The following is a 23,843-nucleotide window of genomic DNA, read 5'->3' on the forward strand; positions in this document are numbered from 1 at the left end:
TATTTTCCCGTTTAGAAGTCTGTTTATAAACATTTGAAGTTGGGTGCTAAACTTTTTTGCTTTTATGCTACACTTGAAACAACAGCCGAAATTTCATTTCATTAAAAGGAGGAATGTATGCGTTTTCTTAATGTGAGTAGAAGACCTAGCTTACTTGCCCAAATTACATTACTTATTACGGTAGTTATTCTTGTGAGTACTGTCCTTGTATGCGTTTTATTTTCTGCAATGATAGATGAAATTGTTGAAAAATATGTAGGTAAGCAAGCTATGACAGTAGCAAAATTAGCTTCTGAAGACAAAGCGATTGTAAAAGCTTTTAGGAATAAAAATCCTTCTGAGCACATCCAACCTATTGCAGAAAAAATAAGAAAAACCACTGGAGCAGATTACGTCACCATCGCTAATGATAAAGGAATCCGCTATTCTCATCCCAATAGTAGCTATATTGGAAAACATACCAAAACAAGCAACGAAGCTTCTTTAAAGGAGCATCAATCCATTATTTATAAAGGAAAAGGAATTTCAGGATTTGCAATTAAAGCCAAGACTCCCATATGGGATAGCCGAGGAAACGTAATAGGCGTTTCGTCAGTAGGGTTTCTTGTAAGCAATATAGAAAAACAGATTAATGATTATAGAATAAAAATTATTAAATTGTCCTGTATTCCTTTTCTTATTGGAGCATTTGGAGCTTTTTTCATTGCAAGGCGGGTAAAAAGACTAATATTTGGACTGGAACCGGAGGAGATTTCCTTTCTTTTTAAAGAAAAAGAGGCTACCCTTGAATCTATTCAAGATGCTACTATTACTGTAAATGTCGAAAAATATGTAACGTCGATGAACAGAAGGGCCAGAGAACTATTTGGTCATCTTCAAATAGGAGGAGAGATAAAGAACGCCCGTTTAGGACAGCTAATTGATCAAGTGATAGAAAAGCAGCGAGTGTATTCTAACCAGTCCCTTGTACTAGATAGTCAGCAGTATATTTTAGATTTATCTCCTATTATAAGAAAAAAAGAAGTGCAGGGTATCGTCCTTACTATAAGAACTTTATCTCAAATTGAAGAGTTGACAGAAGAGATTTCTAAAATTAAAATGTTTTCTGACAATTTACGTGCTCAAAATCACGAATTTTTAAATAAGCTGAACGTCATTTATGGATTGTTAAAGTTAAAGAAGTATGAGCATGTCATACAAATGATTTCATCAGAGGTAAAGGAACGCCAAGATATTATTTCTTTTTTAATGTCTTCTGTAAAGGATCCTTTGATTGCGGCATGCTTACTTGGAAAGATCAATCGTTCGAAAGAATTAGACGTTACTTTAGAAATTGACCAAGATAGTAACTTAACAAGTACTTTAAATATCGAAGACGCAAAAAACGTTGTTTCTATCTTGGGGAATTTAATTGATAATGCGCTCGAGGCTGTGCGAGAACATAAAGGGAACGTGCTGGTATCTTTTACAGATGTAGGAAATGACCTGATTTTTGAAGTTGAAGATAATGGACCAGGGATATCAAAAGAAGTAGAAAATATGATTTTTATGGATGGTTACACAACGAAAAAAGGTGAAAATCACGGGATTGGATTGACTATTGTTAAGAGATCTGTAGAGCTGCTTAAAGGTGAACTATACATAAGCAAAAGTATGTTACAAGGAGCAAGATTTACATTAGTTATCCCAAAGCTATTAAATAATGAAAAGGAAGAATCGATATGACTGAAAATCAAATTAATGTCATGATTATAGAAGATGATTCTACAGCTGCACAAATTTATGAACAGTTTACTAAGAAACTAGAGCATTTCACTGTTGTTGCGACAGCAGGATCTGGAGAACAGGCTTTAGAACTGCTAACAATATTTACGCCGCAATTAATTTTATTAGACGTCTTTTTACCAGATATCAACGGAGTGGAGCTGCTATGGGAAATCAGAAAAAAGTATCGAGGAATCGATATTATTTTAATAACGGCAGCCAATGATGTTGAAACAGTAGGGGAAGCAATAAGAGGAGGAGCATTTGGTTATTTGGTGAAACCTGTAATTATTGATAAATTTTTATCTACTTTAAAACATTATCAGTCTACGAGAATAGAATTAACCGAAAATAAAATGATTAACCAAGATAAAATAGACCATTTATTTAGAACACGTCATAACCGCCGCACTCAATCAGCAGCTGCAGTAACAGAACTTCCTAAGGGGATTGATAAACATACTCTTCGTTTAGTAAGAGATAAAGTTCGCGAAGTTCAGCAGAGCTTGAATGTAGATGAGTTTGCTCAACTAGTAGGTATCAGTTATTCAACAATGAGAAGGTATTTAGAGTATTTAGTATCGTGTAAGGAAATGCAGGTGGAAATAGTGTACGGAAGTGTAGGAAGGCCTGAGCGGAAATATCGAGTAACTAATTTTACATAAAAACGAGATAGCGGTTTTTTATCCGCTATCTCGTTTTTATGTAGAAATGATGCATGAAAAAAATGAAAAAAATTACTTTTATAAAAGATATTAAACTTATGTTGGTTATCTATGAACCTGCTTTAAGAAGTGATACCTTTTTAGTAACGTATAGCAAACAAAAAATGAAAACGTTACCAAAAAAGGAGGAAAAATATCCATGCTTTCTTTATTAGGATTTTTAATGGTTGCAGTATTCATGTATTTAATTATGTCAAAACGACTTACCCCAATGGTTGCTCTTATCACTATTCCAATTATATTTGGTTTAATAGGCGGTTTTGCTAGCGGAATGGGACCTATGATGCTAGAGGGTGTAAAAGATATTGCTCCTACAGCTATTATGATTTTATTTGCCATTTTATATTTTGGATTAATGATTGATTCAGGATTGTTTGACCCTCTCGTTTCCTTCATTTTAAAGGTTGTAAAAGGAGATCCTCTAAAAATCGTCGTCGGAACTGCTGTTCTTTCAATGATGGTTGCTTTAGATGGCGATGGAACTACTACCTATATGATAACGGTCTCTTCTTTGCTTCCATTATATAAACGGCTAGAAATGAATCCGCTTATCCTAGCGGGAATTGCGATGCTATCTATGGGAGTTATGAACATGACTCCGTGGGGAGGTGCTTCTGCTATGGCTATGAGTTCATTAAATTTAGATTCGTCTCAGTTGTTTTTACCTTTAATACCTGTAATGGGTTTTGGGCTTCTATGGGTGCTATTTGTTTCTGTTGTCCTTGGAAGAAGGGAAAGAAAAAGGTTAGGAGTTATCAATATTAAACATTCTGCAAATGAAATGGCACATGCAGATGAATTAGAGGGAACAGCGCAACATTTAGACTATCGACGACCTAGGTTAGTATGGTTTAATTTTCTCCTTACCGTTAGTCTTATGGTGTGCTTAATTATGGACTTTATGTCGCTGATGCTTTTGTTCATGGTAGCGTTTGCTATTGCATTACTAATAAATTATCCAAACATCAAAGATCAACAGCAGCGAATTTCATCTCATGCAAATAATGCGGTAGCCGTCGTTTCAATTGTTATTGCAGCAGGTATTTTTACAGGAATCATGTCTGGAACAAAGATGATTGATGCTATGGCAAATACGCTTGTAGGGATAATCCCAGATGCAATGGGCCCTTTTTTGCCAGTTGTAGTAGCATTTTTAAGTGCTCCTTTTACATTTTTTATGTCTAATAATGCTTTTTATTTTGGTGTACTGCCGATTATTGCTCAAGCTGCCGAAAGTTATGGGATTAGCGCAGCTGAAATTGGAAGAGCTGCTATCTTAGGACAACCTGTTCACGTGATAAGTCCCTTGGTAGCAGCAGCTCACTTATTAATTGGAATGGTAGGAATTGAATTTAGTGATTTGCAACGATTTTTAATTAAGTGGGCGCTAGGAACTACGGCGGTAATGACACTAGCTGCATTAATTTTAGGCGTTATTTCCATTTAATAAAAAAAGACCCCTCGGGGTCTTTTTTTATACTCTTAAGTTGAACTAGACTGTTCGCTGCAGCTGCTTTTTTTAAAATAAAACTTATAAATTAAAAATCCGCATACAGCCACTACCGCTGCAATTAAAATATAGGTTTGTGCATCTGAAATAAAAGATTGAATGGACTTAAAGTTTCCGATTTGCCCTAACCAAAGCATGGCAATATTCAAAGGAAAGATACCAAGAAATGTGAGCAGAGCAAACGGCATAGGTTTCACTTTAGATAGCCCTGAAAGATAGGAAATGTAGTTTCCGAGCCCTAAAGGACGAGCAATCGCAATACTCCATAATCCGCATTTTTTAAACCATTTTTGTGATTTCTCAAATGCTTTTTTCTTTTTAGATAATTTTTTCTTTACCTTATCCTCTAATTTATAGCCTATCCCATATGGTATAAAGCTAAAAGCTGTATAAACGGCGCTTCCTGCAAGAGCGATTAATAATAATTTCACTATGTGCATGTTTAATAAGTATCCGTAGGTAAGGGTGAGAAGAGAACCAGGAAACGGCAGGGAGGAAGCCTCAATGGCCAGTCCGCTTAAAAGTCCCCAAATTCCAAATTGTTTCAGTAAGTCTGTTATGAAATGTAGCATAAGATCGCCTCTTTTTCTGTGTCATAACATTCAAATACCCATCTATATGTTCGGAAAAACTTATAAAAGAAAAGAAAATAAAGGAAGAAAGCGGGATATGACAGAAAAAAATTAGCTTGTACAAGGAAAAAGGAAGGAAGTGTATTTTATAGCTTCTACTCCGAGTAAAATTATAGAAAAAAAATAATTGAGGGTGAATTTTTAAATAAACTACGACTTTTATTCATAGTTTTGATTCCTTTTATTCATTTTACTTATAAAAATAACGGGTGTAAACTTGTTGTGTTGTGAAATAATCCATTATGTATATGTATTAAAAGGAAAGGAGGTTACCGTGTGGTTATTATTGTAGGATTGTTATTGTTGATGTTTTTTGCTTATCTAGGATGGTCTATTATCTGGGTGGCACCTGTTGTTGCTACGTCCGTTGCTTATTTTAGCGGTTTAAAAGTACTGCCTACTTATACAGATGTGTATATGGGAGGGTTTGTAGATTTCGCCGCAAAATGGTTCCCCATCTTTTTATTAGGAGCCGTCTTTGGAAAGCTAATGGAAGATACAGGCGCAGCCAAATCGTTGGCGCAGCGTATTGCTAAATTATTTGGAAGTAAAAGAGCGATTTTAGGGGTGCTAATTGCTTCAGCCATTTTGACATACGGCGGAGTGAGTCTATTCGTTGTTGTCTTTGCGATTTATCCTTTAGCAATCGCGCTATTTCGAGAAGCTAACGTATCGCGAAATTTACTGCCAGCAACAGTTGCACTCGGAGCATTTACGTTTACAATGACAGCGATTCCAGGTACGCCTCAAATTCAAAATCTGATTCCGACTGCTACATTTAAAACGAATGCAATGTCCGGTTCGATTATTGGAATTGTCTCAGGTCTTATTATGGCGGTGGGAGGATATTTATGGTTAGCTTATCGTGATAAAAAATTAAAAGCTAAAAATCAAGGGTTTACCGAGCCTAATGAATCATCAGTCGCAGCGAGTGAAGAGCAGGACTTGATGAATGTAATATTAGCTATTTTACCGCTGATTGTCGTTGTCGTGACGTTAAACGTTTTAAAATGGGAGCCTATCGTTTCATTATTAATTGGTATTTTTTCTATTTTACTTATTAATTTTAAACACTATAAAACGTTTATTTCTTCTATAAATGAAGGAGCAAAAGGATCCGTGATGGCTGTTATTAACACGAGTGCAGCAGTAGGTTTTGGCTCGGTTATTACGGCAGTTCCAGAGTTTAAAGATGTCACGCATGTGTTGCTAAACATTTCGAGCAACCCGCTCGTTTCAGAAGCGTTAAGCGTTCAAGTGCTAGCGATGATCACAGGTTCAGCATCCGGCGGTATGGGCATTGCGCTTCAAGCATTAGGAGATACGTGGTATCACTTGTCTCAAACGACGAATTTAAGTGCCGATGCTCTTCACCGTATTGCAAGCGTTGCGTCAGGTGCATCTATTTTACCGCATAACGGTGCGTTGTTAACGCTATTAGCGGTAACTGGTCTTCGGCATAAAGAAACGTATAAAGACGTATTTGTTGTTGCATTTATCATCCCCACAATCGCTTTATTTGCAGGAGTCGCATTAGCGGCAGCCGGTATTATTTAAAAACAGGAGGAGAATACACATGGTTGAAAATCAAGTAATTGTAATCACAGGAGCAGCAAGAGGAATTGGGTTTGAAATAGGTAAACGATTCGCAGAAAACGGCGGAAAAATTGTGTTATCCGACATTGATCAAGCTGCTGTAGAAGCTGCAGCACAAAATCTTCGTGAAGCTGGATTTGAAGCGCTTGGTGTCAAAGCCGATGTAACAAAAGAAGAAGAAATCAAACATTTAATTGAAACAGCAAACGCACATTTTGGAGCGGTTCATACGTTCATTAATAACGCTGGCTTGCAGCATGTTTCTCCAATAGAAGAGTTTCCCACTGAAAAATATGAGTTAATGATTAAAATTATGCTAACAGCTCCATTTATGGCGATTAAGCACGCGTTTCCGATTATGAAAAAACAAGGGTTCGGACGTATTATTAACGTTTCTTCTATCAACGGTTTAATCGGTTTTGCGGGCAAAGCAGCTTATAACAGTGCTAAACACGGTGTAATTGGGCTAACAAAAGTAGCTGCTCTTGAAGGCGCAGCACACGGTATTACGGTGAATGCACTTTGTCCTGGCTATGTGGATACACCACTAGTGAGAGGTCAGTTAGCTGGTTTAGCTAAAACAAGAAATGTACCATTAGAGAGCGTGCTTGAAGAAGTTATTTATCCTTTAGTCCCTCAAAAAAGATTACTAGACGTGAGCGAAATTGCTGACTACGCTATTTTCTTAGCGAGTGATAAAGCAAAAGGTGTAACTGGTCAAGCGGTAGTAATGGACGGCGGATATACAGCTCAATAAAAAATAGAATAAGTCATTAAAAGCATAAAGGAGTCTAATGAGCTCCTTTATGCTTTTTTATGTTATATCTATTCTATCGAGCTAATCAACGTTAAAATATAACTAGGCTATACATAAAAGAAGCCTTATACTATTTCTCCTGTAAAGATAAATAGTATGATAAAAAAGCCTACAGTTCAGAAAGGATGATACATATGGTGCAAACAGTAAATGAATTAATTAAACATCCGGTTTTTTATTTTTTTAACGAAATTTCAGCTATTCCTAGAGAATCTGGAAATGAAAAGAAAATTAGTGACTATTTAGTTTCTTTTGGAAAAGAAAGAAGCCTTGAAGTTATACAAGACGAGGCTTTAAATGTAATTATTAAAAAACCGGCAGCTAAAGGATATGAAGATGCTCCAGCCATCATTTTGCAAGGACATATGGACATGGTATGCGAGTTAAATAAAGGAACTGTGCATGATTTCGAAAAAGATCCGCTTCAACTGCGAATTGTGGAAGATATGCTTTATGCAAATGGTACTACGCTAGGAGCTGACAACGGGATTGCCGTTGCATATGCACTGGCTTTACTAGATGCTCATGATATAGCTCACCCCTCTCTTGAAGTAGTCATTACTACTGAGGAAGAAACAACTATGGGCGGAGCCATCGCTGTAAATCCAGCTCATTTTGAAGGAAAAATCTTTATTAACCTTGATACAGAAGAGGACGGAAAGCTGCTTGTCAGCAGCGCAGGCGGGGTAAAAAGCGTGCTTCGTATTCCCGTAGACTGGGAATCGTCTTCCGATAACTCAGAAACATATAGCTTAAGCATCGGTGGACTGCGCGGCGGACATTCTGGAATGGAAATTGATAAAGAAAGAGGAAATGCTAATAAACTGCTAGGGAGAGTTTTATATGACTTACAACATGAACTTCCCTATTCTTTAAGCAGCATTAGTGGAGGATTAAAATCAAATGCGATTCCCCGTGAATCAGAAGCAATTCTATCAGTTGAGCCTTCTGAGGTAGGAAAGCTAGAAAATAAGATTCGTGAGTGGAACGAAATAGTAAAAAATGAATTACAAGCGGCTGATCCGAGCGTATATGTAAAAATAAACAAATCTTCTTCCTTTGAGAAATGTTTTACAAAAGAAACGACAGAACGAATTGTACAAGCTATTATGCTAACACCAAACGGCGTTCAAAGCATGAGTATGAATATCGAAGGATTAGTAGAATCTTCTACCAACTTAGGCGTGATTACGACGACAGAGTCTGAGATTGTTTTTCAAAATGAAATCCGCAGCTCAGTAAAAAGCTTAAAAGAAAAAATAGTAAGTCAAGTGCACATACTTGCTCAAGTAGTCGGAGGAAGAGTTGAAACAAAAGGCAATTATCCTGAATGGGCGTACAATGCAGATTCAAAAATTCGCGAATTATGTAAAACGGTTTACAAAGAAAAGTATGGGGAAGAGGCGGAGATCATCGCCATCCATGCTGGAATTGAATGCGGTATTTTCCTGGAAAAAATCTCTGGATTAGACGCCATTTCGCTCGGTCCCGATATGTACGACGTTCATACGCCTGATGAGCACCTGAGCATTCCGTCTACTATTAAGACATGGGAATACTTATTAGCGGTATTAAAAGAAGCAAATAAGATATAAAGTTATCAGCATCTCTATAATTTTTAAAAAAGAGCTTCTGTAAAGGAGCTCTTTTTCATTCGTCATTTAGCAGATAATAAGCAGAATTCCGTCAACACGTCAGGCAATTGAGAACACTTATGTAAGCGTTTTACAAATAAAGGTTTTAAAACGGGCCTAAAAGAGGTAAACAATTACTAAAACGATAGACAAATGAATTCAAAACAAGCTCTGCAACTAATAAATTAGTAGGGAGAGAATATATATGAATGATAATAGTCTTATCAAAGATCCCTTTTTGGAAAAAGGAGAAATTGAATTTTTAGAATTAAGGAAAGACGAAATACGTTATCTAAAGTTCGATCGGTTTTTGAAAGTGATTAAAGCACTTAATCAACGCAGTGATAAAGGCTACCAGAGTCTTATGCTTTCCGTTGATGGCTTTAAAGGTAATTCAAGAGAATTATATGAGATAGAGGAGTTTCGCAGATACGTAAATTTGTTAATTAATCAAGTTCCTCAAATATTATTTTATATTCACGATAAAAACAAAATGACTAATCAAATTTTGAAAAGTCTATCAAACAATAGCAGCCAACCGGCCTCTATAGATCCTAAGAGAGCACGTTTAATGATTGATGCCATACAGGAGCAAGTAGAGAAAACAGAGGATAAAGAGATAAAGGAGAATCTTTCTGAATTCGTATGTAAAATCCAGAGCTTTGTGAATCAGTATTAACAGTTCCCAATAGAAAAGCAGAATCCATATTATAAAAAAGTACGAGAACTCAAAATTTCTCGTGCTTTTTTATTGGAAAAACAGTAGAAAGAGAAAAGGATTATCAACATAGATTGATAAATAATAAATAATAATGGTAAAGCTTCATATTCTGCCGTGAAATAACAAGGAGGAATGAACATTGCATCATATTGAAATAAGAAGACCAAAAATAGAAGACCGCGCAGAACTCCACGAGCTTTTTAATGAAGTAATCACAGATACCTTTCATAAAGAGGGTCTATCTGAAATGGTGAACGATATACAAATAGAAATTGAAAGTAAAGAACAATATTTAAAAAGTGACCTTGATAGCGGTGGAAAACATCGATTCTTTTGGCTCGGAATAGATACGTGCACCAATAAGATTATTGGCTGTATTGAATATGGTCCTGCTAGTGAATTAATTACGGCGTGTACAAAAGGAGAGCTGCAAGGATGGATTGAAATCGGCACAGTTTTTGTTCATCCAAAGTACCAAAGAAAAGGTGTAGGAACACTGCTTTTACATACTATGCTGCTTACGCTTCAAAGCAGAGAAATTAAAAAAATTTGTTTGGACAGCGGATACAAAAATGCTCAAGAAGTATGGAAAAACATATTTGGAATCCCTGATTATTTAGTAAAGGATTACTGGAGCAAGGGGTATCATCACATGGTTTGGAAAATATCAGCGGAAAGTACGCCGATAGTATTTAAGCTCAGTTATAACGAAGAATAAGATGTCTCCTAGAAAATAGCCGGTACGTTTCTAACGGCTATTTTCTACTGTTAAGCTGTTTACATATGTTCAATTATATATCAGTGTATTTTATTAAATATAATACCTTGACTGTCATAGTAATATGATTTAAATTATACATAAAGAGGTGATACTTTGGTATATGCAAAAATGTCTTCAGATTTACTTCGGGGACATACAGATACAATGATTTTGAAATTACTTCTCAGCGGCGATAAATATGGTTATGAAATTAGTAAGCTTATTTACACCTACTCTAAAGAGCAGTATGAGTTAAAAGAAGCCACAATGTATTCAAGCTTGAAGCGCCTGGAAAAAGACGGCCATATTCTTTCTTACTGGGGAGATGCTGTACAAGGCGGCCGCAGAAAATATTATAAAATTACAGAACAAGGAAAAAGCGTATATAAACAAAACAAAGAAAATTGGGAGCAAGCGAAAAAAATTATTGATTTATTGTTGTGAGAAAGGATGATGTTATAAATGAACGAAAAAATAAAAAATCATGTGCATAACATTTTGACTCCTTATCAGGATGTAGAAAATGTTCAAGATCTAGAAGAAGAACTATCACAGAACTTGCAGGAAAAATTTACAGATTACAAAAAAGACGGGCATAATGAAGAACAGGCTTATTATATGACAATCAATTCTATCGGTGATATCACAGAACTGATTCAATCAATGAATGTAGAAACAAAGGAATTAAAGCAAACCGTCCCTATGGATTTTTCAAAGACCGAGCTTACAAAATCTGATTTTCGTTCTGTATCGGTGTATAAAGGGAAATTTAATGCCAGTAATTTGAATGAATCTGATTTTAGCTATGCAGATCTTACAGACAGCATGTTTAAAAGCAGCAATTTAACGAAAGCAATATTTCATCACGTTAATTTAACAGGTGTACAATTTAAATGGGCAAATTTTAAACAGGCCAGTTTTAAAGGCTGTATCTATGACAACACGTACTTTAAGCAATGTAATTTAACAGACATTGTATTTGACGAAGAAACATTTAACGGAACAATCTTTGAAGGAACATCATTAAAAAAAGCCTCATTTCGCCACGCAACTTTGCTAAATGTACAGTTTCGAGGATCAGATTTAAAGAAATCCGATTTTGAAGGTGCAAAAATGGATAAATTGACATATAACTTTTTAAAAAGTGCCAAGATAGATCTTAGTAAAGTTACGATTATTTAAAGGCAAAAAAGACCTCTCTGAAGGTCTTTTTTTATGGACATATAACGATTCTTTTTAAGAGCGAGCAGGATAGTTTATTAGAGAGCTAGAACACATTCATAATACGAACAATTACGGCAACAAGCTGAATATGAGAAGAACATAATCTTATCTTTGAAATAATAAAGCTTTTATTACTTATGTGGAGGAGTATGGAAATGTCTATATATGAAATTTGGAATGAAGTGGATCTTTATATGAATGATAAGCTTATACAACCTGACCCTATTCTTGATGAGGTATTGAAGGCAAATCAAGAGGCTGAATTACCTGCCATCGACGTATCGCCTAGTCAAGGAAAGTTTCTGCATTTGTTAGCTTCATTAAAAGGAGCTAAACGCATTTTAGAAATTGGTACTCTTGGAGGGTACAGCACGATTTGGCTAGCTAGAGCTCTTCCCAAAGACGGACAGCTAATTACGCTCGAATTAATCGCTCAGCATGCAGAAGTTGCAAGAGCTAATTTAAAAAGAGCGGGAGTAAGCCACTTAGTAGAAGTCATTGTCGGCCCCGGGCTTGATACATTAGCTGTATTAAAGGATAAGGGAACAGATCCGTTTGATCTTATCTTTATTGATGCTGACAAGCCGAATAACCCAAACTACTTAAAGTGGGCTCTAGAATTATCGAAAAGAGGAAGTCTGATCATTTGTGATAATGTTGTTCGTCAAGGGCATGTGGTGAACTCAGAAAGTGAAGATGAAAATGTAAAGGGAATTCGCCAATTTATGAATGCTCTGGCTCAAGAAAAACGAATCAGCGCCACGGCTATACAAACCGTTGGAAGCAAAGGCTATGATGGATTCATTGTAGGGGTTGTTGAATGATAAAACTTGTATTACACCTAAAAAGAAACGGAGACATAACTAAATCTATCCAATCAACAGCTAGAAGCAAATACATACATGAAACCTACGTTCATCATCATCCTAAAAAAATCCGAACGAGCTGGATTCTCGACCAAACTCGTTCGGATTGTCCTTCAACTAACATACTTTTGTTCCAGACTCTTTTTAAAGGGGCCCCAATTTATCTGTCATTTGTTTTTCGGTTAAAAAATTAATCAATTCTCGTACAGCGAATGAACTGTAGCGTTCTTTTAACAGAATAATTCCAAGTTCCCACATCATTTCAGGATCTGCAATAGGCACGGTAGTAATATTGGGATCTTTCACTTTGGCATAAAGCGATTCGGGTAAAATAGCAATACCTAGTTCTGCTGCTGTTAATTCAATAATTAAATCCCATTGAGAACTTTTATACGCTATAGAAGGCACAAAGCCTGATTTTAAAGCATCTTGAATTAACCGGTCGTGCAACGTAAATTCTTCACTGAACATAATGAATTTTTCATGCTCTAATTCTTTCATCCAGACGGAAGAACGTTTTGCTAAAGGATGGTTTCTATGCGCGTATAAAAGAAATCTCTCCTTAACGAACGGGTATACGTGAAAATGCTCAGCATGACCGCTTGTAAGAGGAAGCATAACAATCCCCATATCTACAAGAGCCTCTTCCACAAGTGCTTCAATTTTTTTTGCTCCAAATTCAATAAGCTCTAGAGATACTTTAGGGTATTGTACATTAAATGCTTTTGCAATCTTCGGGAAAAACAAGGTCCCGATGAGCGGAGGGACTCCCATCTTGATTTGCCCTGTTTGCAAGTTCATTAAATCTCCCAACAAGTGAGGCATGTCTTTTAACACCGACAGAGCTTTAGTTGCCTGATGATACACGACTTCTCCTGCATCGGTTAGCTTTAATTCTCTTGTTGAACGATCAAGAAGCTCAAATCCTAGTTCATTTTCTACTTTTTTGACGGCTTTACTTAAAGCCGTTTGTGACAAATGAACTTGCAGCGCTGCCTTTGTAAAATTTTTATGATTCGCTACCTCTATAAAGTATTCTAAGTCTCTGATTTCCATGTGAAACTCCATTTCTGCAAACTGCTTATCCTTTTTCTTTACTCTTTATTTTAACCACTAAATTATTTACTGTAAATGCGCTGATTAAAAAGGGGGAGGATATATCCAATGAATAAAAATAGGGAAAGGAAATGAACTAAAGTTTCTGTCGAAATTGATTTATAAAACGAATAATCTTTTTATAGAAAAAAATAGATTTTGCTACTAGCTGATGAGGAATATAAAGACTTTTGTATGTGCGTTCGGGCAAAAATGCAAAACTTATTAAAATAACTGAAAGTCCAAAGGCTGCGGCTGTAATCTCTAGCCAAGAAAACATCATATCATTCCTCCTTTTACAAACCTATTAATAGAATATGTAAAAGTTCGAAAGGAGGTTGTGCGATAGCCCCATAACGAGCGGGGTTATGAAGTTCTCTCTAAAAATAAAATGACGTTAAAGAACGCAGGCGCTGCGCTCTTTAACGTCATTTTATTTTCGTTCTTCAGCTTGATGCTCTTGTTTGTTTTGCTCAGTAAGACGTTTTTGATGAGCTTTTGTTTCTGCGCTTACGTGATTCGCATCATTCGGTTGATTTTTCTTTGAACCTCCTGCAGCGTTACTCATTAGACGACACCTCCAGTCCGGTTATGAAACATACCTATAGAATGTGCGTATTTACAGACTTTATACACCGCTATAGATATTACTGCACACGAAAAAAGCAAAGGGAGAGTCACTAAGACTGTTCCCTTTGCTTTTTTACTAGGCGACTTTATCGGTGGTGATAATTTTGTTAATCCAGTCTTTTCCTTCTGTAAACCTTGTAACAAGCATCGCTGTTACTGTATTTCCCGTACTGTTTAAAAGCGTAGCAGGGGCGTCAATAATTGTGGAAATGACCGCAATAATGGGCAGAACTTCTGGCGAAAATCCGTAAATTGTAATGATTAACATTTCGCCAATCATACCGCCTCCAGGGATTGCTCCCATTACGGCTCCAACTAAAAAGGCTACGCCTAAAATGCTCAAAATACTCGTAGCAGACGTCATATCTTTGCCAAACAAACTGAATAAGAAAACAATCTTTAGAATACCACCGATAACAGAACCATCTTTATGCGTGTTTGCTCCTAGTGGAATCACTGTTTCAGCAATATCCAGCGGCACACCCATTTTCTTTGTTGCATCTAAATTGACTGGAATAGATGCAGCAGAAGAACACGTAGCAATAGCGGTGATAGAAGGAGCAGCTGCATTTTTCCAAAACAGCTTAATTCCTGCTTTACCGCCAGCAATCCATGCGTATAGCGTAAAGAAACCGAAATAGTAAACGATTGCAATTAATAAATAAAGAATAAATGCTCTAGCGTACCCTTGTAAGATCTTTGGTCCAAGTTCTCCTACTACAGTAGCAAAATAGCATCCTAAACCAATTGGAGCATAGTACATCACAACTTTAACAACCTTCATCGATACTTCTTGACCCGAAGTCAGAAATTTTGCCATAGGTTGTCCTTTTTCACCGGCCATTGTGGTAGCAATACCGAAAATAACGGCAAAGACAATTAATTGTAAAATATGCTCTTTCGAAAATAACTGAACAAAATCAGGTACAGTAAATGTGCTAACAAGCTGATTTAAAAGCGTCATTTTTTCAGCTGTATTTTCACTGTCACCCATCAATTCTTTAATGGCAGAAGTATCTACATTATGTAGCGGATTGTAAAGTGATGCGCCTAAAAAGCCTAAAACGGCTGAAACAGCAGCAGTGGCGACAAACACAACGGCAATTCCTAGCATAATTTTACCAAGACGTTTCATTTCGTTCATGTTTGCAATCGCCGAAGCCACACTAAAAAAGACAAGGGGAACGATAATCATGAACATCAAATTGAGAAACAAATCACCAAAAGGCTTCACGACTGCCACATCGGGTCCAATAGCATATCCTGCTATCCCGCCAATTAAAATAGCGAGAAGCAGAATAAGCGATGATCTGTACGTTTTAAATACACTTAAAACCATAGTTAGATTTCCTCCAAACAACAATAGCTTCTTTACTACGCAAGAACAGCTATTATTTGCTCATTGCATACGTAGTAACGACTGGCTTTACATCTTTACGCACCAAATCTTCGTATGTTTCTCGCTCTACAGCAAGACGAGCTTCTCCCTTTTTTACAAATACAACAGCAGGGCGCGGAATACGGTTGTAATTGCTAGCCATTGAATAGTTGTAGGCACCTGTAGAGGACACTGCTAATAAATCTCCTTGATTAACGCGCGGTAAATCAATATCCCAAATAAGCATATCTCCTGATTCACAGCATTTACCCGCAATTGATACTGTTTCATCTTTTTTATCCGTCACTCTATTAGCCAAGACAGCTTCATGTTTTGCATCGTAAAGAGCAGGACGGATATTATCGGTCATACCGCCGTCAACTCCTACGTATTTTCGTACACCTGGAATCTCCTTCGTTGATCCAATTGTATAAAGCGTTGTACCTGCTTCTCCTACGATGCTTCTTCCAGGCTCAATCCAGACTTCTGGAAGAGTATAATTCTGTTCAGTTAACGTGCGGCTTAGCTTTTCTGTCAGTGCATCTACATAATACTCAACTGGAAGAGGAGAGTCGCTTTCGGTATAACGAATACCAAAACCACCACCTACGTTTAAAACTTTTACTTCAAATTCCATTTTATCACGAATGCTGAATAAGAAATCAGTTAAAATATCAATGGCGCGAGAAAAACCATCTACTTCAAAAATTTGCGAACCAATATGACAATGAATGCCTAAAAGATCGTAGTAAGGCTTTTCTAACGCAGAACTTACCGCTTTCATGGCTTGGTCATTGGAAAGACCAAATCCAAACTTGGAATCTTCCTGTCCGGTCATAATATATTCATGTGTATGGGCTTCAATCCCTGGAGTAACACGCAGAAGAATAGATGCTTTCTGTTTGCGCTCAGCTGCTAAGGCATGCAAAACTTCAAGTTCGGTAAAGTTATCAACAACAAAACAGCCAATATTTGCATCAAGAGCCATTTCCATTTCTTCAATCGTTTTATTATTTCCGTGAAAATGAATGCGTTCAGCTGGATATCCAGCTTCAAGCGCTGTAAATAATTCGCCTCCTGAGACCACATCTAGTGACATATCAAGCTTCGTTAAAAGGCTAGCCATTTCCATACAAAGAAATGCTTTCCCTGCATAGGCGATTTGATATGAAAATCCGCTTCTTCGAAAGGCTGAATGGAAGGCCTTGCATTTCGTTTCAATTAATTCTTGATCGTAGATGTATAGAGGAGTGCCGTATTGTTTTTTCAGTTCGACCGTATCGCACTGCCCAATTTCTAAATGATTGTTGCTGTTAATTTTACTCGTTCCATGTAAGTACATAATTCGTATCCCTCCATTTAAATCATTTAACTATAACTTTGAACTTTGATGGTCAGTAGAAAAACACAAAAAAGACCCGTGAAGTGATGTTCACGCGTCTTGGTTTCATAATAATAAAGTATTATTACATTCTAGGCATCAACATCTCTTCAATAGCTCTCCACAAACCAAATGGTTTGTGACAGCTCAGCATTTATTCAATACTGAACCAGTATATGAACACAATGGATGTTTATATACTTCGGCACGAAATCCCTTTTACTTATCTTCACAGACTCCATTAGTCTCCAATAAGTGACTCTTGATTTCATGCACCTCTATTCTCAGAGAGGAAAATTATATTTAAATGTAATTCCTATTATATTTCCTTTTTCTCCGTCTAGTCAATGAAAAGTTAAGGCATAGGAATATCAAAAAAAATAAATAAGAAAGCTATGAAGCTTCCAGATAGAATCCAAGCAGCCAGTGCTGTCTTCTGATGAATGATTAAAAGTGAGAACGTGACAATATTGAAGAGAAAAGAGCACAGCAGCGACCATCCATAATGATGAGTGATACTGTGATTAACATAAGCAATGAACTCAATCACAGTAAATAAAAGCGCCCACAAAAGAATCCACCACAGGCTACCGCTTACATGCAGCGGCAGCCTTCCTAAAAAAACCGGTATAACAAACGGATAAATAATTAAGGTTATTCCAAGGGAAACCATTAGGTGATCGGGTAGAAAAAGGTGATCAATACCAACAGGGTAAAATACCCATACGCGGTGATGAAACAGCAGCACTTCATAAAGCAAATTCCCCGTGACCCAAAACAGCAAAGTAGGATAGTATTCTTGATACCTTCGCCACTTGCCAAATAGTAAACCAAGGATGATGAAAAATAATACAAATGAAGATTGCATGCGCTCTCCTTAAAATAATGGTTATTTCTTTTTATTTACATATTATAGAAATTTTATTCTCTCCGCTTTTATTCAGAAACTATAATAGAAAAGCCGTAAGAAACAGCGTTAAAGACGTACTACCACTATTTATGGCTTTCTTCACCCTGCTATAATCTCCGTAAAGGAACTTTTAACACTTTTGTTCACGAGATGAAAGGAGCTATATGTTAAAGGCCGAAGGACGTAAAAATAAGCTCAAAATAGCTTCACCTAGTATGTGACTTCTTTTTTTGCTATGCTAAAGTTGCGTACATATAGCATGAGAATACTAGAAGAAAGAAAAGGGTGTTTTGGTATGAAAACATACATCGTAGTTGGAGCTGGGATACTTGGAGCTTCTACAGCATATCATTTAGCAAAAGCAGAAGCAGATGTGACATTGATAGATCGCAAAGATGCTGGTCAAGCTACTGATGCAGCAGCAGGAATTGTTTGTCCATGGCTTTCGCAGCGTCGAAATAAAGCATGGTACCGCTTAGCAAAAGGCGGCGCTAAGTACTATCAAACATTAATTCAGCAATTAGAAGAAGATGGAGAAACGGATACGGGATATAAGCGAGTTGGAGCAATTAGCTTACATACTGATGAGCAAAAGCTTAAAAAAATGGAAGAAAGAGCATACATGCGTCGGGAAGAAGCTCCTGAAATAGGCGTGATTACACGTTTATCCGCTAAAGAAACACAGGCTTTGTTTCCGGTTCTTTCGGAAGAATACAGTTCAGTTCATATTAGCGGAGCCGCTCGCGTTAACGGAAGAGCTCTTCGAAACGCACTTGTGAATGCAGCGAAGAAAAACGGTGCAAAAATAATAGAAGGAAACGCAGAACTACTTTATGAAAATAATCAAGTAACGGGCGTTTCCGTAAATGGACAAACCCTTCTAGCAAGTACAACAATCGTAACGGCAGGAGCGTGGGCAAATCAATTACTAGAGCCTCTTGGAGTAAAATTTTTAGCAAGCTTTCAAAAAGCGCAAATTGTCCACTTGCATCTTCCAGATTTAGATACCAAAGACTGGCCCGTTGTGATGCCTCCAAGCGACCAATATATTCTTTCATTTGAACAAGGTCAAATTGTCATTGGAGCAACACATGAAAACGACACGGGTTATGACTTGAGAGTAACGGCTGGGGGGCTTCATGAAATTTTTTCAAAGGCCTTATCCATTGCTCCCGGCTTAACAGAAAGCACAGTCTTAGAAACAAGGGTAGGATTTCGACCATTTACTCCAGGCTTCTTGCCAGTCATTGGAGCTCTTCCGGCTTATGAAGGAATACTAGTAGCAAATGGTCTTGGGGCTTCAGGCTTAACGTCGGGCCCTTATCTTGGTTCAGAGCTTGCTAAATTAGCACTTGAAATGGAAATGGAAATTGATCTTAGCGACTATGATGTAAGAGGAGCTATCGAGTCTTAAGCAAACAGAATGAATGAAAACAAATAGAAGTTCGCAAACTATAACTACTATATGATGAAAGGAAGTAGATTGTTTGCGAAAGATTATGATAAGTGCAGCAGCAGCTTTTTTATTTATGAGCGCGACACCTGTATTAGCGGAAAACAATCCTCAGCCAAAAACAAAAGACGTACAGCTGACGTCTCAGCAAAAGCAGGAACTGTCCGTGCTGTACAAAGAAATGCTAGCAAAAAAGAAAGAAATACTTTCAAAATATGTGGAGTACGGCGTGCTAAGCAAAACCGAGAGTCAAAACATTTCTTCACATATGGAAAATCGCTATCAGCATATGGAGCAAAATGGTTTTGTGCCAAAGCGTCACTGTCATAAAATGCATCATTCAAAGTAATTCCTATTCACATAAAAAAGCGCCTATAAAGGCGCTTTTTTATGTGAATGAATGGAAAATATTCGCTTCTTTATCTAGTAAATTTTAAACACCTCATGTAAAATTAAGAGAATGAGAACGAGTAGGAAAGATGCTAGTGAGGGGTAGGTAAATATAAACGATGAACGAAAATAAAAAAATAGTCCGATTACATGCAGAAAATCATTCAGCTGAGGATCTAGGAATCATATTTGCTTACAAACAAAAAGGCGACCATCTTGTTTACAGTATGTATCAAGGAGAAAGCGTTTCTGAGCAAAAAATACCCCTAGAAGAATGGGTCTCGTATGAGCATTTTTTCGAAGCACTAAACAAAAAGAAAAAGCTTATGTACGAGCTTCAAATAAATGATAAACGCTATGTAGTAAACTTAACCCCTTTATCTTACACAGAAAAGTCTGAAATTATGGGACATTGCGTGAATATAATTAGTTATCAGGAGAAAAAAGAACAGATTCAGCCTTTTATTTATCATAACGCAGATGCTGTTGCTGTCGTTGACTTAGAGGGTAAAACGCTTCAAGTGAACCCTGCGTTTGAGAATACATTTGGCTGGACGTTTGAAGAAATTCATCAAAAGCCTCTTCCGATTATACCTTCGTTTTTAAAAGAGCCAGTGTGCGAACTTCATAAGACTATTCAATCAGGTGAATCGAAAACGGAATTCGAGACGGTCAGACAGCATAAAGACGGTCATTTAATTAATGTAAGCGTCACACTATTCCGCGTTGAAAACATGAATGATTGGCCGCTATGCATTGCTTTTGTCTATCGAGATATAACATCACGCAAGCAGGCTGAAACGGCTTTAAAAGAAAGCGAAGAACGCTACCGAAGTTTGATTGAGTTATCCCCAGAAGCGATTATCGTGCATAGTGAAGGGAAAATTGATTACATCAACCCTGCAGGAGCCAAAGCGCTAGGATGCAAGAATCCTCAGGACGTATTAGGAGCTTGTGTTTATCAGTTTGTTCACCCTGATTACTATGATGTTGTAAAACAGCGAATTTATCGAATGAAAACAGAAAATAAATCTGTAGATTTGCAGGAAGAAAAGTTTATTCATAAAGACGGTCATACGATTGATGCCGAAACCATTGCCTTTCCTATTCCCTATATGGAAAAGCAGGCCATTCAAGTTTTGTTTCGTGATATCACAGAGCGTAAAAAAACTGAAAAATTGCTGCGTGAATCCGCTCAGCTTTCCTTAGTCGGACAGTTAGCGGCTGGTATTGCTCACGAAATTCGAAACCCTCTGACGGCGGTAAAAGGATTTATGCAGTTATTAAAAGAAACGAGCGGTCAGCCTTACTATGTAGAAATGATAAATCATGAGTTAGATAGAATTGAATTGATTACCGATGAGTTCTTGAGTCTTGCAAAGCCGCAGGCGAAAACCTACAAAGACAAACATGTCCAAGATATTTTAGAGAATACGTTAAAGCTAGCTGAGGTGCAGGGGATTACAGAGAAAATTCACGTAAAAAAAGAAATTGATTTTCATCTTCCTCTCGTATTATGCGAAGAAAATCAGTTGAAACAGGTGTTTAGCAATATATTTAAAAATGCAGTCGAATCTATGCCAAGTGGAGGAACCGTAACGATTCAACTAAAAAGGTTTAATCAGGAGAACCTTGTTGTCCGGTTTAGCGACGAGGGGCCAGGCATCACACAGGAAAGAATGCAGCATTTAGGAAAACCTTTTTATAGTACCAAAGAGAAAGGAACGGGGCTTGGACTGATGGTGTGTTATAAGATCATTCGAGAACATAGAGGAGAAATTAACTTTGTAAGTGAACTTGGAAAAGGAACTACCGTAGACATTCTTTTGCCTTTTAAAAAGTAGATTCTACTTTTATAAGCATGAAACCTTTTCTAAAGGGGAATACATGTTAGTGAACGAATAATGAGGTTAAAATAGGAGGGAATAAGATGGAACGCATTGAAACGGGAGAGATTTTTACAATTTTAGACGAAAATGATCAAGAGCAAGATATTGAAGTGCTTGGAAAAATGACGATTGAAGGGCACGATTATATTGCTGTTGCGTTTGTTGAAGAAGTTTTAATAGAAACAGAAGAAGAAATTGATGTTTTCTTTTTGAAAATTGAAGATGATGGTGAATGGTCTTCAATTGAAGATGACGATGAATTTGAAAAGGTATCAGCCGTATTTGAGGAAATGACATCCGCGTAAAAAGAGAGGTTAAAACCTCTCTTTTTTTATTTTTAAATAATATAATATTTAGAATTTTTTAAAAAATATCTTGCTGAATTATTTCCCTTCATTTATGATGAATATGTAACATACCAACCGGTTAGTAAGTAAATGAAAGCGAGGGGCTACCGTGTATTTTTCTTACTCTGACAAAGTAGTGAAGCTGCAAGAAGAATTGACCTCTTTTATGGAAGAGCATATTTACCCAAATGAACGGCTATACGAACAACAGCTGAATGAACAGCCATCTAGATGGTCAGCTGTTCCTCCGATCATGGAAGAGTTAAAAGAAAAAGCAAAGCAAGCTGGATTATGGAACTTATTTTTGCCAGAAAGCGAATACGGAGCGGGTCTAACAAATGTCGAATATGCCCCTCTTTGCGAAATTATGGGCCGTTCTATTATTGGACCAGAAGCTTTTAACTGCGGAGCTCCTGACACCGGCAATATGGAAGTACTGGTTCGATACGGAACGTCCGAACAAAAAGAAAAATGGCTAAAGCCGCTGTTAAATGGAGACATTCGCTCCTGCTTTTCTATGACAGAACCGGATGTAGGTTCTTCTGATGCCACAAACATTCAGTGCAGTATTGTAAGAGAAGGCGATGAATATGTGATCAACGGAAGAAAATGGTGGTCTTCAGGTGCGGGAGATCCTCGCTGCAAAATTGCTATTGTCATGGGAAAAAGCGATTTTACCGCATCTAAATATGAACAGCAATCTATGATTCTAGTTCCTTTAAATACGCCAGGAGTTAAAATTGAACGAATGCTGCCAGTCTTTGGATACGATCACGCTCCTCATGGACATGCTGAAATTCATTATGACAATGTGCGTGTGCCAGCGTCTAATATGCTTTTAGGCGAAGGAAAAGGGTTTGCTATTGCTCAAGGCAGATTGGGGCCTGGACGTATTCATCACTGCATGCGTTTAATAGGAGCAGCGGAAAGAGCGCTTGAAGAACTATGTAAGCGCATTCAAAACCGCTCTACGTTTAATAAGTTGCTTTCTCAGCAAGGGGTTATTCAAGAATGGGTGGCAGAATCGCGTATTGAAATTGAGCAAGCTCGCTTATTAACATTAAAAGCTGCTTATATGATGGACACAGTTGGAAATAAAAAAGCGCGGAAAGAAATTGCTATGATTAAAGTAATGGCTCCTGCTATGGCTTTAAAAGTCATTGATCGCGCTATTCAAGCATTTGGAGCAGCAGGTGTTTCAGAAGACACGCCGCTTGCGGCACTTTGGGCAAATGCTCGAACTCTTCGCCTCGCTGATGGTCCAGACGAAGTGCACAAAGCACAGCTTGCAAAACTTGAGTTAAAATTCTATCAAGAAAAGGAGGCAACCTATGCACATAAAGGATTTGTTTGATTTAACTGGGAAAACAGCTATTATTACCGGAGGAGGCAGAGGATTAGGAGAACAAATGGCAGAAGGGCTTGCAGAAGCAGGGGCAAATATTGTTCTATGTTCGAGAAAGAAAGAAGCATGTCAGCAAGTGGCCGATCGATTGGCCACCATGGGCGTAAAAACCCTCGCTTTAGCATGCGACATCAGTCAGCCTGAAGATATTAAAAATGTCGTGCATCAAACGATTGAAACATTTGGACGTATTGATATTTTAATTAATAACAGCGGAGCTACGTGGGGTGCTCCGGTTGAAGAAATGCCTCTTGAAGCATGGCAAAAAGTGATGAATATTAATGTTACAGGAACGTTTTTAATGTCCCAAGAAGCTGGAAAACAAATGATTAAACAAAAAGCTGGCAAGATTATTAACATTGCTTCAATTGCCGGTCTTGGAGGAACAGATCCTCAGTACATGGATACAATCGGGTACAACACGAGTAAAGGAGCGGTCATTACGTTTACGAAAGATTTAGCTGTCAAATGGGGACAGCATAATATTCAAGTTAATGCGATTGCGCCGGGATTTTTCCCTACTAAAATGTCAGGTGCGATTATGGAACAAGGCAAAGATTATTTTCTAAGTCAAACCCCTTTAAAACGCTTTGGCTCCGAAGCTGATTTAAAAGGAGCATCTGTTTTTCTTGCTTCTGCGGCGTCCAATTATATTACGGGAGATATTCTGACAGTAGACGGTGGAGTTCATGCTATGTGAATAAGAAAGGAGTAAC

Annotated in this window: 24 protein-coding genes and 1 riboswitch; of the genes, 17 read left to right on the forward strand and 7 right to left on the reverse strand. The window is 37.4% G+C overall.

Annotated features, from left to right (window positions below):
• The first annotated feature begins 117 nt into the window (after positions 1-117).
• The 3 genes from OK414_RS11905 (at position 118) to OK414_RS11915 (ending at position 3,936) form a co-directional block, all read left to right on the forward strand.
• On the forward strand, positions 118-1,725 hold the full coding sequence (locus OK414_RS11905) for a sensor histidine kinase (RefSeq protein WP_034652123.1): 1,608 nt from the start codon (positions 118-120) through the stop codon (positions 1,723-1,725).
• Positions 1,722-2,429 carry a response regulator gene (locus tag OK414_RS11910; protein WP_098331693.1) on the forward strand — a complete coding sequence of 236 codons (708 nt, stop codon included), beginning with the start codon at positions 1,722-1,724 and terminating at the stop codon, positions 2,427-2,429. The genes OK414_RS11905 and OK414_RS11910 overlap by 4 nt, the downstream gene beginning before the upstream one ends.
• A gap of 199 nt (positions 2,430-2,628) precedes the next feature.
• Positions 2,629-3,936, forward strand: coding sequence for a CitMHS family transporter (locus tag OK414_RS11915; RefSeq protein ID WP_034652119.1), 1,308 nt, complete (start codon positions 2,629-2,631; stop codon positions 3,934-3,936).
• Positions 3,937-3,971: 35 nt separating this feature from the next.
• On the opposite strand, the gene OK414_RS11920 is transcribed toward OK414_RS11915, so the two are convergent.
• Positions 3,972-4,571 carry a DedA family protein gene (locus OK414_RS11920; protein WP_014460120.1) on the reverse strand — a complete coding sequence of 200 codons (600 nt, stop codon included), beginning with the start codon at positions 4,569-4,571 and terminating at the stop codon, positions 3,972-3,974.
• Positions 4,572-4,907: 336 nt separating this feature from the next.
• Here OK414_RS11920 and OK414_RS11925 point away from each other — a divergent pair, with 336 nt between their 5' ends.
• From OK414_RS11925 to OK414_RS11960, 8 genes are all read left to right on the forward strand, one after another.
• Entirely contained in the window at positions 4,908-6,188 is a 1,281-nt protein-coding gene (locus tag OK414_RS11925) for a GntP family permease (protein WP_263045632.1), read from the forward strand.
• A gap of 19 nt (positions 6,189-6,207) precedes the next feature.
• On the forward strand, positions 6,208-6,984 hold the full coding sequence (locus OK414_RS11930; RefSeq protein ID WP_016764098.1) for a 3-hydroxybutyrate dehydrogenase: 777 nt from the start codon (positions 6,208-6,210) through the stop codon (positions 6,982-6,984).
• Positions 6,985-7,178: 194 nt separating this feature from the next.
• On the forward strand, positions 7,179-8,639 hold the full coding sequence (locus OK414_RS11935; protein WP_095379713.1) for an aminoacyl-histidine dipeptidase: 1,461 nt from the start codon (positions 7,179-7,181) through the stop codon (positions 8,637-8,639).
• Positions 8,640-8,883: 244 nt separating this feature from the next.
• The gene (locus tag OK414_RS11940) at positions 8,884-9,357 is read left to right on the forward strand and encodes a hypothetical protein (RefSeq protein WP_013083145.1); all 474 of its coding nucleotides are present in this window, start codon (positions 8,884-8,886) and stop codon (positions 9,355-9,357) included.
• Positions 9,358-9,538: 181 nt separating this feature from the next.
• Positions 9,539-10,117: a GNAT family N-acetyltransferase gene (locus OK414_RS11945; protein ID WP_047932319.1), complete on the forward strand. Its 579-nt coding sequence runs from the start codon at positions 9,539-9,541 to the stop codon at positions 10,115-10,117.
• 156 nt (positions 10,118-10,273) lie between these two features.
• Positions 10,274-10,603 carry a PadR family transcriptional regulator gene (locus OK414_RS11950; protein WP_013057038.1) on the forward strand — a complete coding sequence of 110 codons (330 nt, stop codon included), beginning with the start codon at positions 10,274-10,276 and terminating at the stop codon, positions 10,601-10,603.
• An 18-nt stretch (positions 10,604-10,621) separates the two neighbouring features.
• A complete protein-coding gene (locus OK414_RS11955; RefSeq protein WP_016764102.1) occupies positions 10,622-11,341 on the forward strand; it encodes a pentapeptide repeat-containing protein in 720 nt (239 codons plus the stop codon).
• A 179-nt stretch (positions 11,342-11,520) separates the two neighbouring features.
• Positions 11,521-12,207, forward strand: a complete 687-nt coding sequence (locus OK414_RS11960; RefSeq protein WP_095379714.1) for an O-methyltransferase — start codon at positions 11,521-11,523, stop codon at positions 12,205-12,207.
• A gap of 186 nt (positions 12,208-12,393) precedes the next feature.
• Here OK414_RS11960 and OK414_RS11965 read toward each other — a convergent pair whose 3' ends face one another.
• The 6 genes from OK414_RS11965 to OK414_RS11990 form a co-directional block, all read right to left on the reverse strand.
• Positions 12,394-13,305, reverse strand: coding sequence for a LysR family transcriptional regulator (locus OK414_RS11965; RefSeq protein ID WP_034652100.1), 912 nt, complete (start codon positions 13,303-13,305; stop codon positions 12,394-12,396).
• Between the two features lie 136 nt (positions 13,306-13,441).
• Entirely contained in the window at positions 13,442-13,627 is a 186-nt protein-coding gene (locus tag OK414_RS11970; protein ID WP_034652099.1) for a hypothetical protein, read from the reverse strand.
• Between the two features lie 150 nt (positions 13,628-13,777).
• Positions 13,778-13,912 carry a hypothetical protein gene (locus tag OK414_RS11975; protein WP_013057043.1) on the reverse strand — a complete coding sequence of 45 codons (135 nt, stop codon included), beginning with the start codon at positions 13,910-13,912 and terminating at the stop codon, positions 13,778-13,780.
• A 138-nt stretch (positions 13,913-14,050) separates the two neighbouring features.
• Positions 14,051-15,313, reverse strand: a complete 1,263-nt coding sequence (locus OK414_RS11980) for a dicarboxylate/amino acid:cation symporter (RefSeq protein WP_034652096.1) — start codon at positions 15,311-15,313, stop codon at positions 14,051-14,053.
• A gap of 52 nt (positions 15,314-15,365) precedes the next feature.
• Entirely contained in the window at positions 15,366-16,694 is a 1,329-nt protein-coding gene (gene lysA / locus OK414_RS11985; RefSeq protein ID WP_263045633.1) for a diaminopimelate decarboxylase, read from the reverse strand.
• A 145-nt stretch (positions 16,695-16,839) separates the two neighbouring features.
• Positions 16,840-17,022, reverse strand: a riboswitch (Lysine riboswitch).
• Between the two features lie 66 nt (positions 17,023-17,088).
• Positions 17,089-17,601, reverse strand: a complete 513-nt coding sequence (locus OK414_RS11990) for a CBO0543 family protein (protein ID WP_216875967.1) — start codon at positions 17,599-17,601, stop codon at positions 17,089-17,091.
• A gap of 337 nt (positions 17,602-17,938) precedes the next feature.
• Between OK414_RS11990 and OK414_RS11995 the strand changes: the two genes are divergently transcribed.
• From OK414_RS11995 to OK414_RS12020, 6 genes are all read left to right on the forward strand, one after another.
• Complete coding sequence (locus OK414_RS11995; RefSeq protein ID WP_263045634.1) at positions 17,939-19,057, forward strand: NAD(P)/FAD-dependent oxidoreductase; 1,119 nt, start codon at positions 17,939-17,941, stop codon at positions 19,055-19,057.
• A 73-nt stretch (positions 19,058-19,130) separates the two neighbouring features.
• Positions 19,131-19,445 (forward strand): YckD family protein, encoded by a 315-nt coding sequence (locus OK414_RS12000; protein ID WP_016764109.1) that lies wholly within the window; start codon positions 19,131-19,133, stop codon positions 19,443-19,445.
• A gap of 160 nt (positions 19,446-19,605) precedes the next feature.
• Positions 19,606-21,330 (forward strand): PAS domain-containing sensor histidine kinase, encoded by a 1,725-nt coding sequence (locus OK414_RS12005; RefSeq protein WP_034652086.1) that lies wholly within the window; start codon positions 19,606-19,608, stop codon positions 21,328-21,330.
• Positions 21,331-21,416: 86 nt separating this feature from the next.
• On the forward strand, positions 21,417-21,680 hold the full coding sequence (locus OK414_RS12010) for a DUF1292 domain-containing protein (RefSeq protein ID WP_013057050.1): 264 nt from the start codon (positions 21,417-21,419) through the stop codon (positions 21,678-21,680).
• A 151-nt stretch (positions 21,681-21,831) separates the two neighbouring features.
• A complete protein-coding gene (locus OK414_RS12015) occupies positions 21,832-23,076 on the forward strand; it encodes an acyl-CoA dehydrogenase (RefSeq protein WP_263045635.1) in 1,245 nt (414 codons plus the stop codon).
• Positions 23,054-23,827 carry an SDR family oxidoreductase gene (locus tag OK414_RS12020; RefSeq protein WP_016764113.1) on the forward strand — a complete coding sequence of 258 codons (774 nt, stop codon included), beginning with the start codon at positions 23,054-23,056 and terminating at the stop codon, positions 23,825-23,827. The genes OK414_RS12015 and OK414_RS12020 overlap by 23 nt, the downstream gene beginning before the upstream one ends.
• Positions 23,828-23,843 lie beyond the last annotated feature (16 nt).

This window comes from Priestia sp. JV24 (assembly GCF_025910025.1).
GTDB classification, from domain to species: Bacteria; Bacillota; Bacilli; order Bacillales; family Bacillaceae_H; genus Priestia; species Priestia megaterium.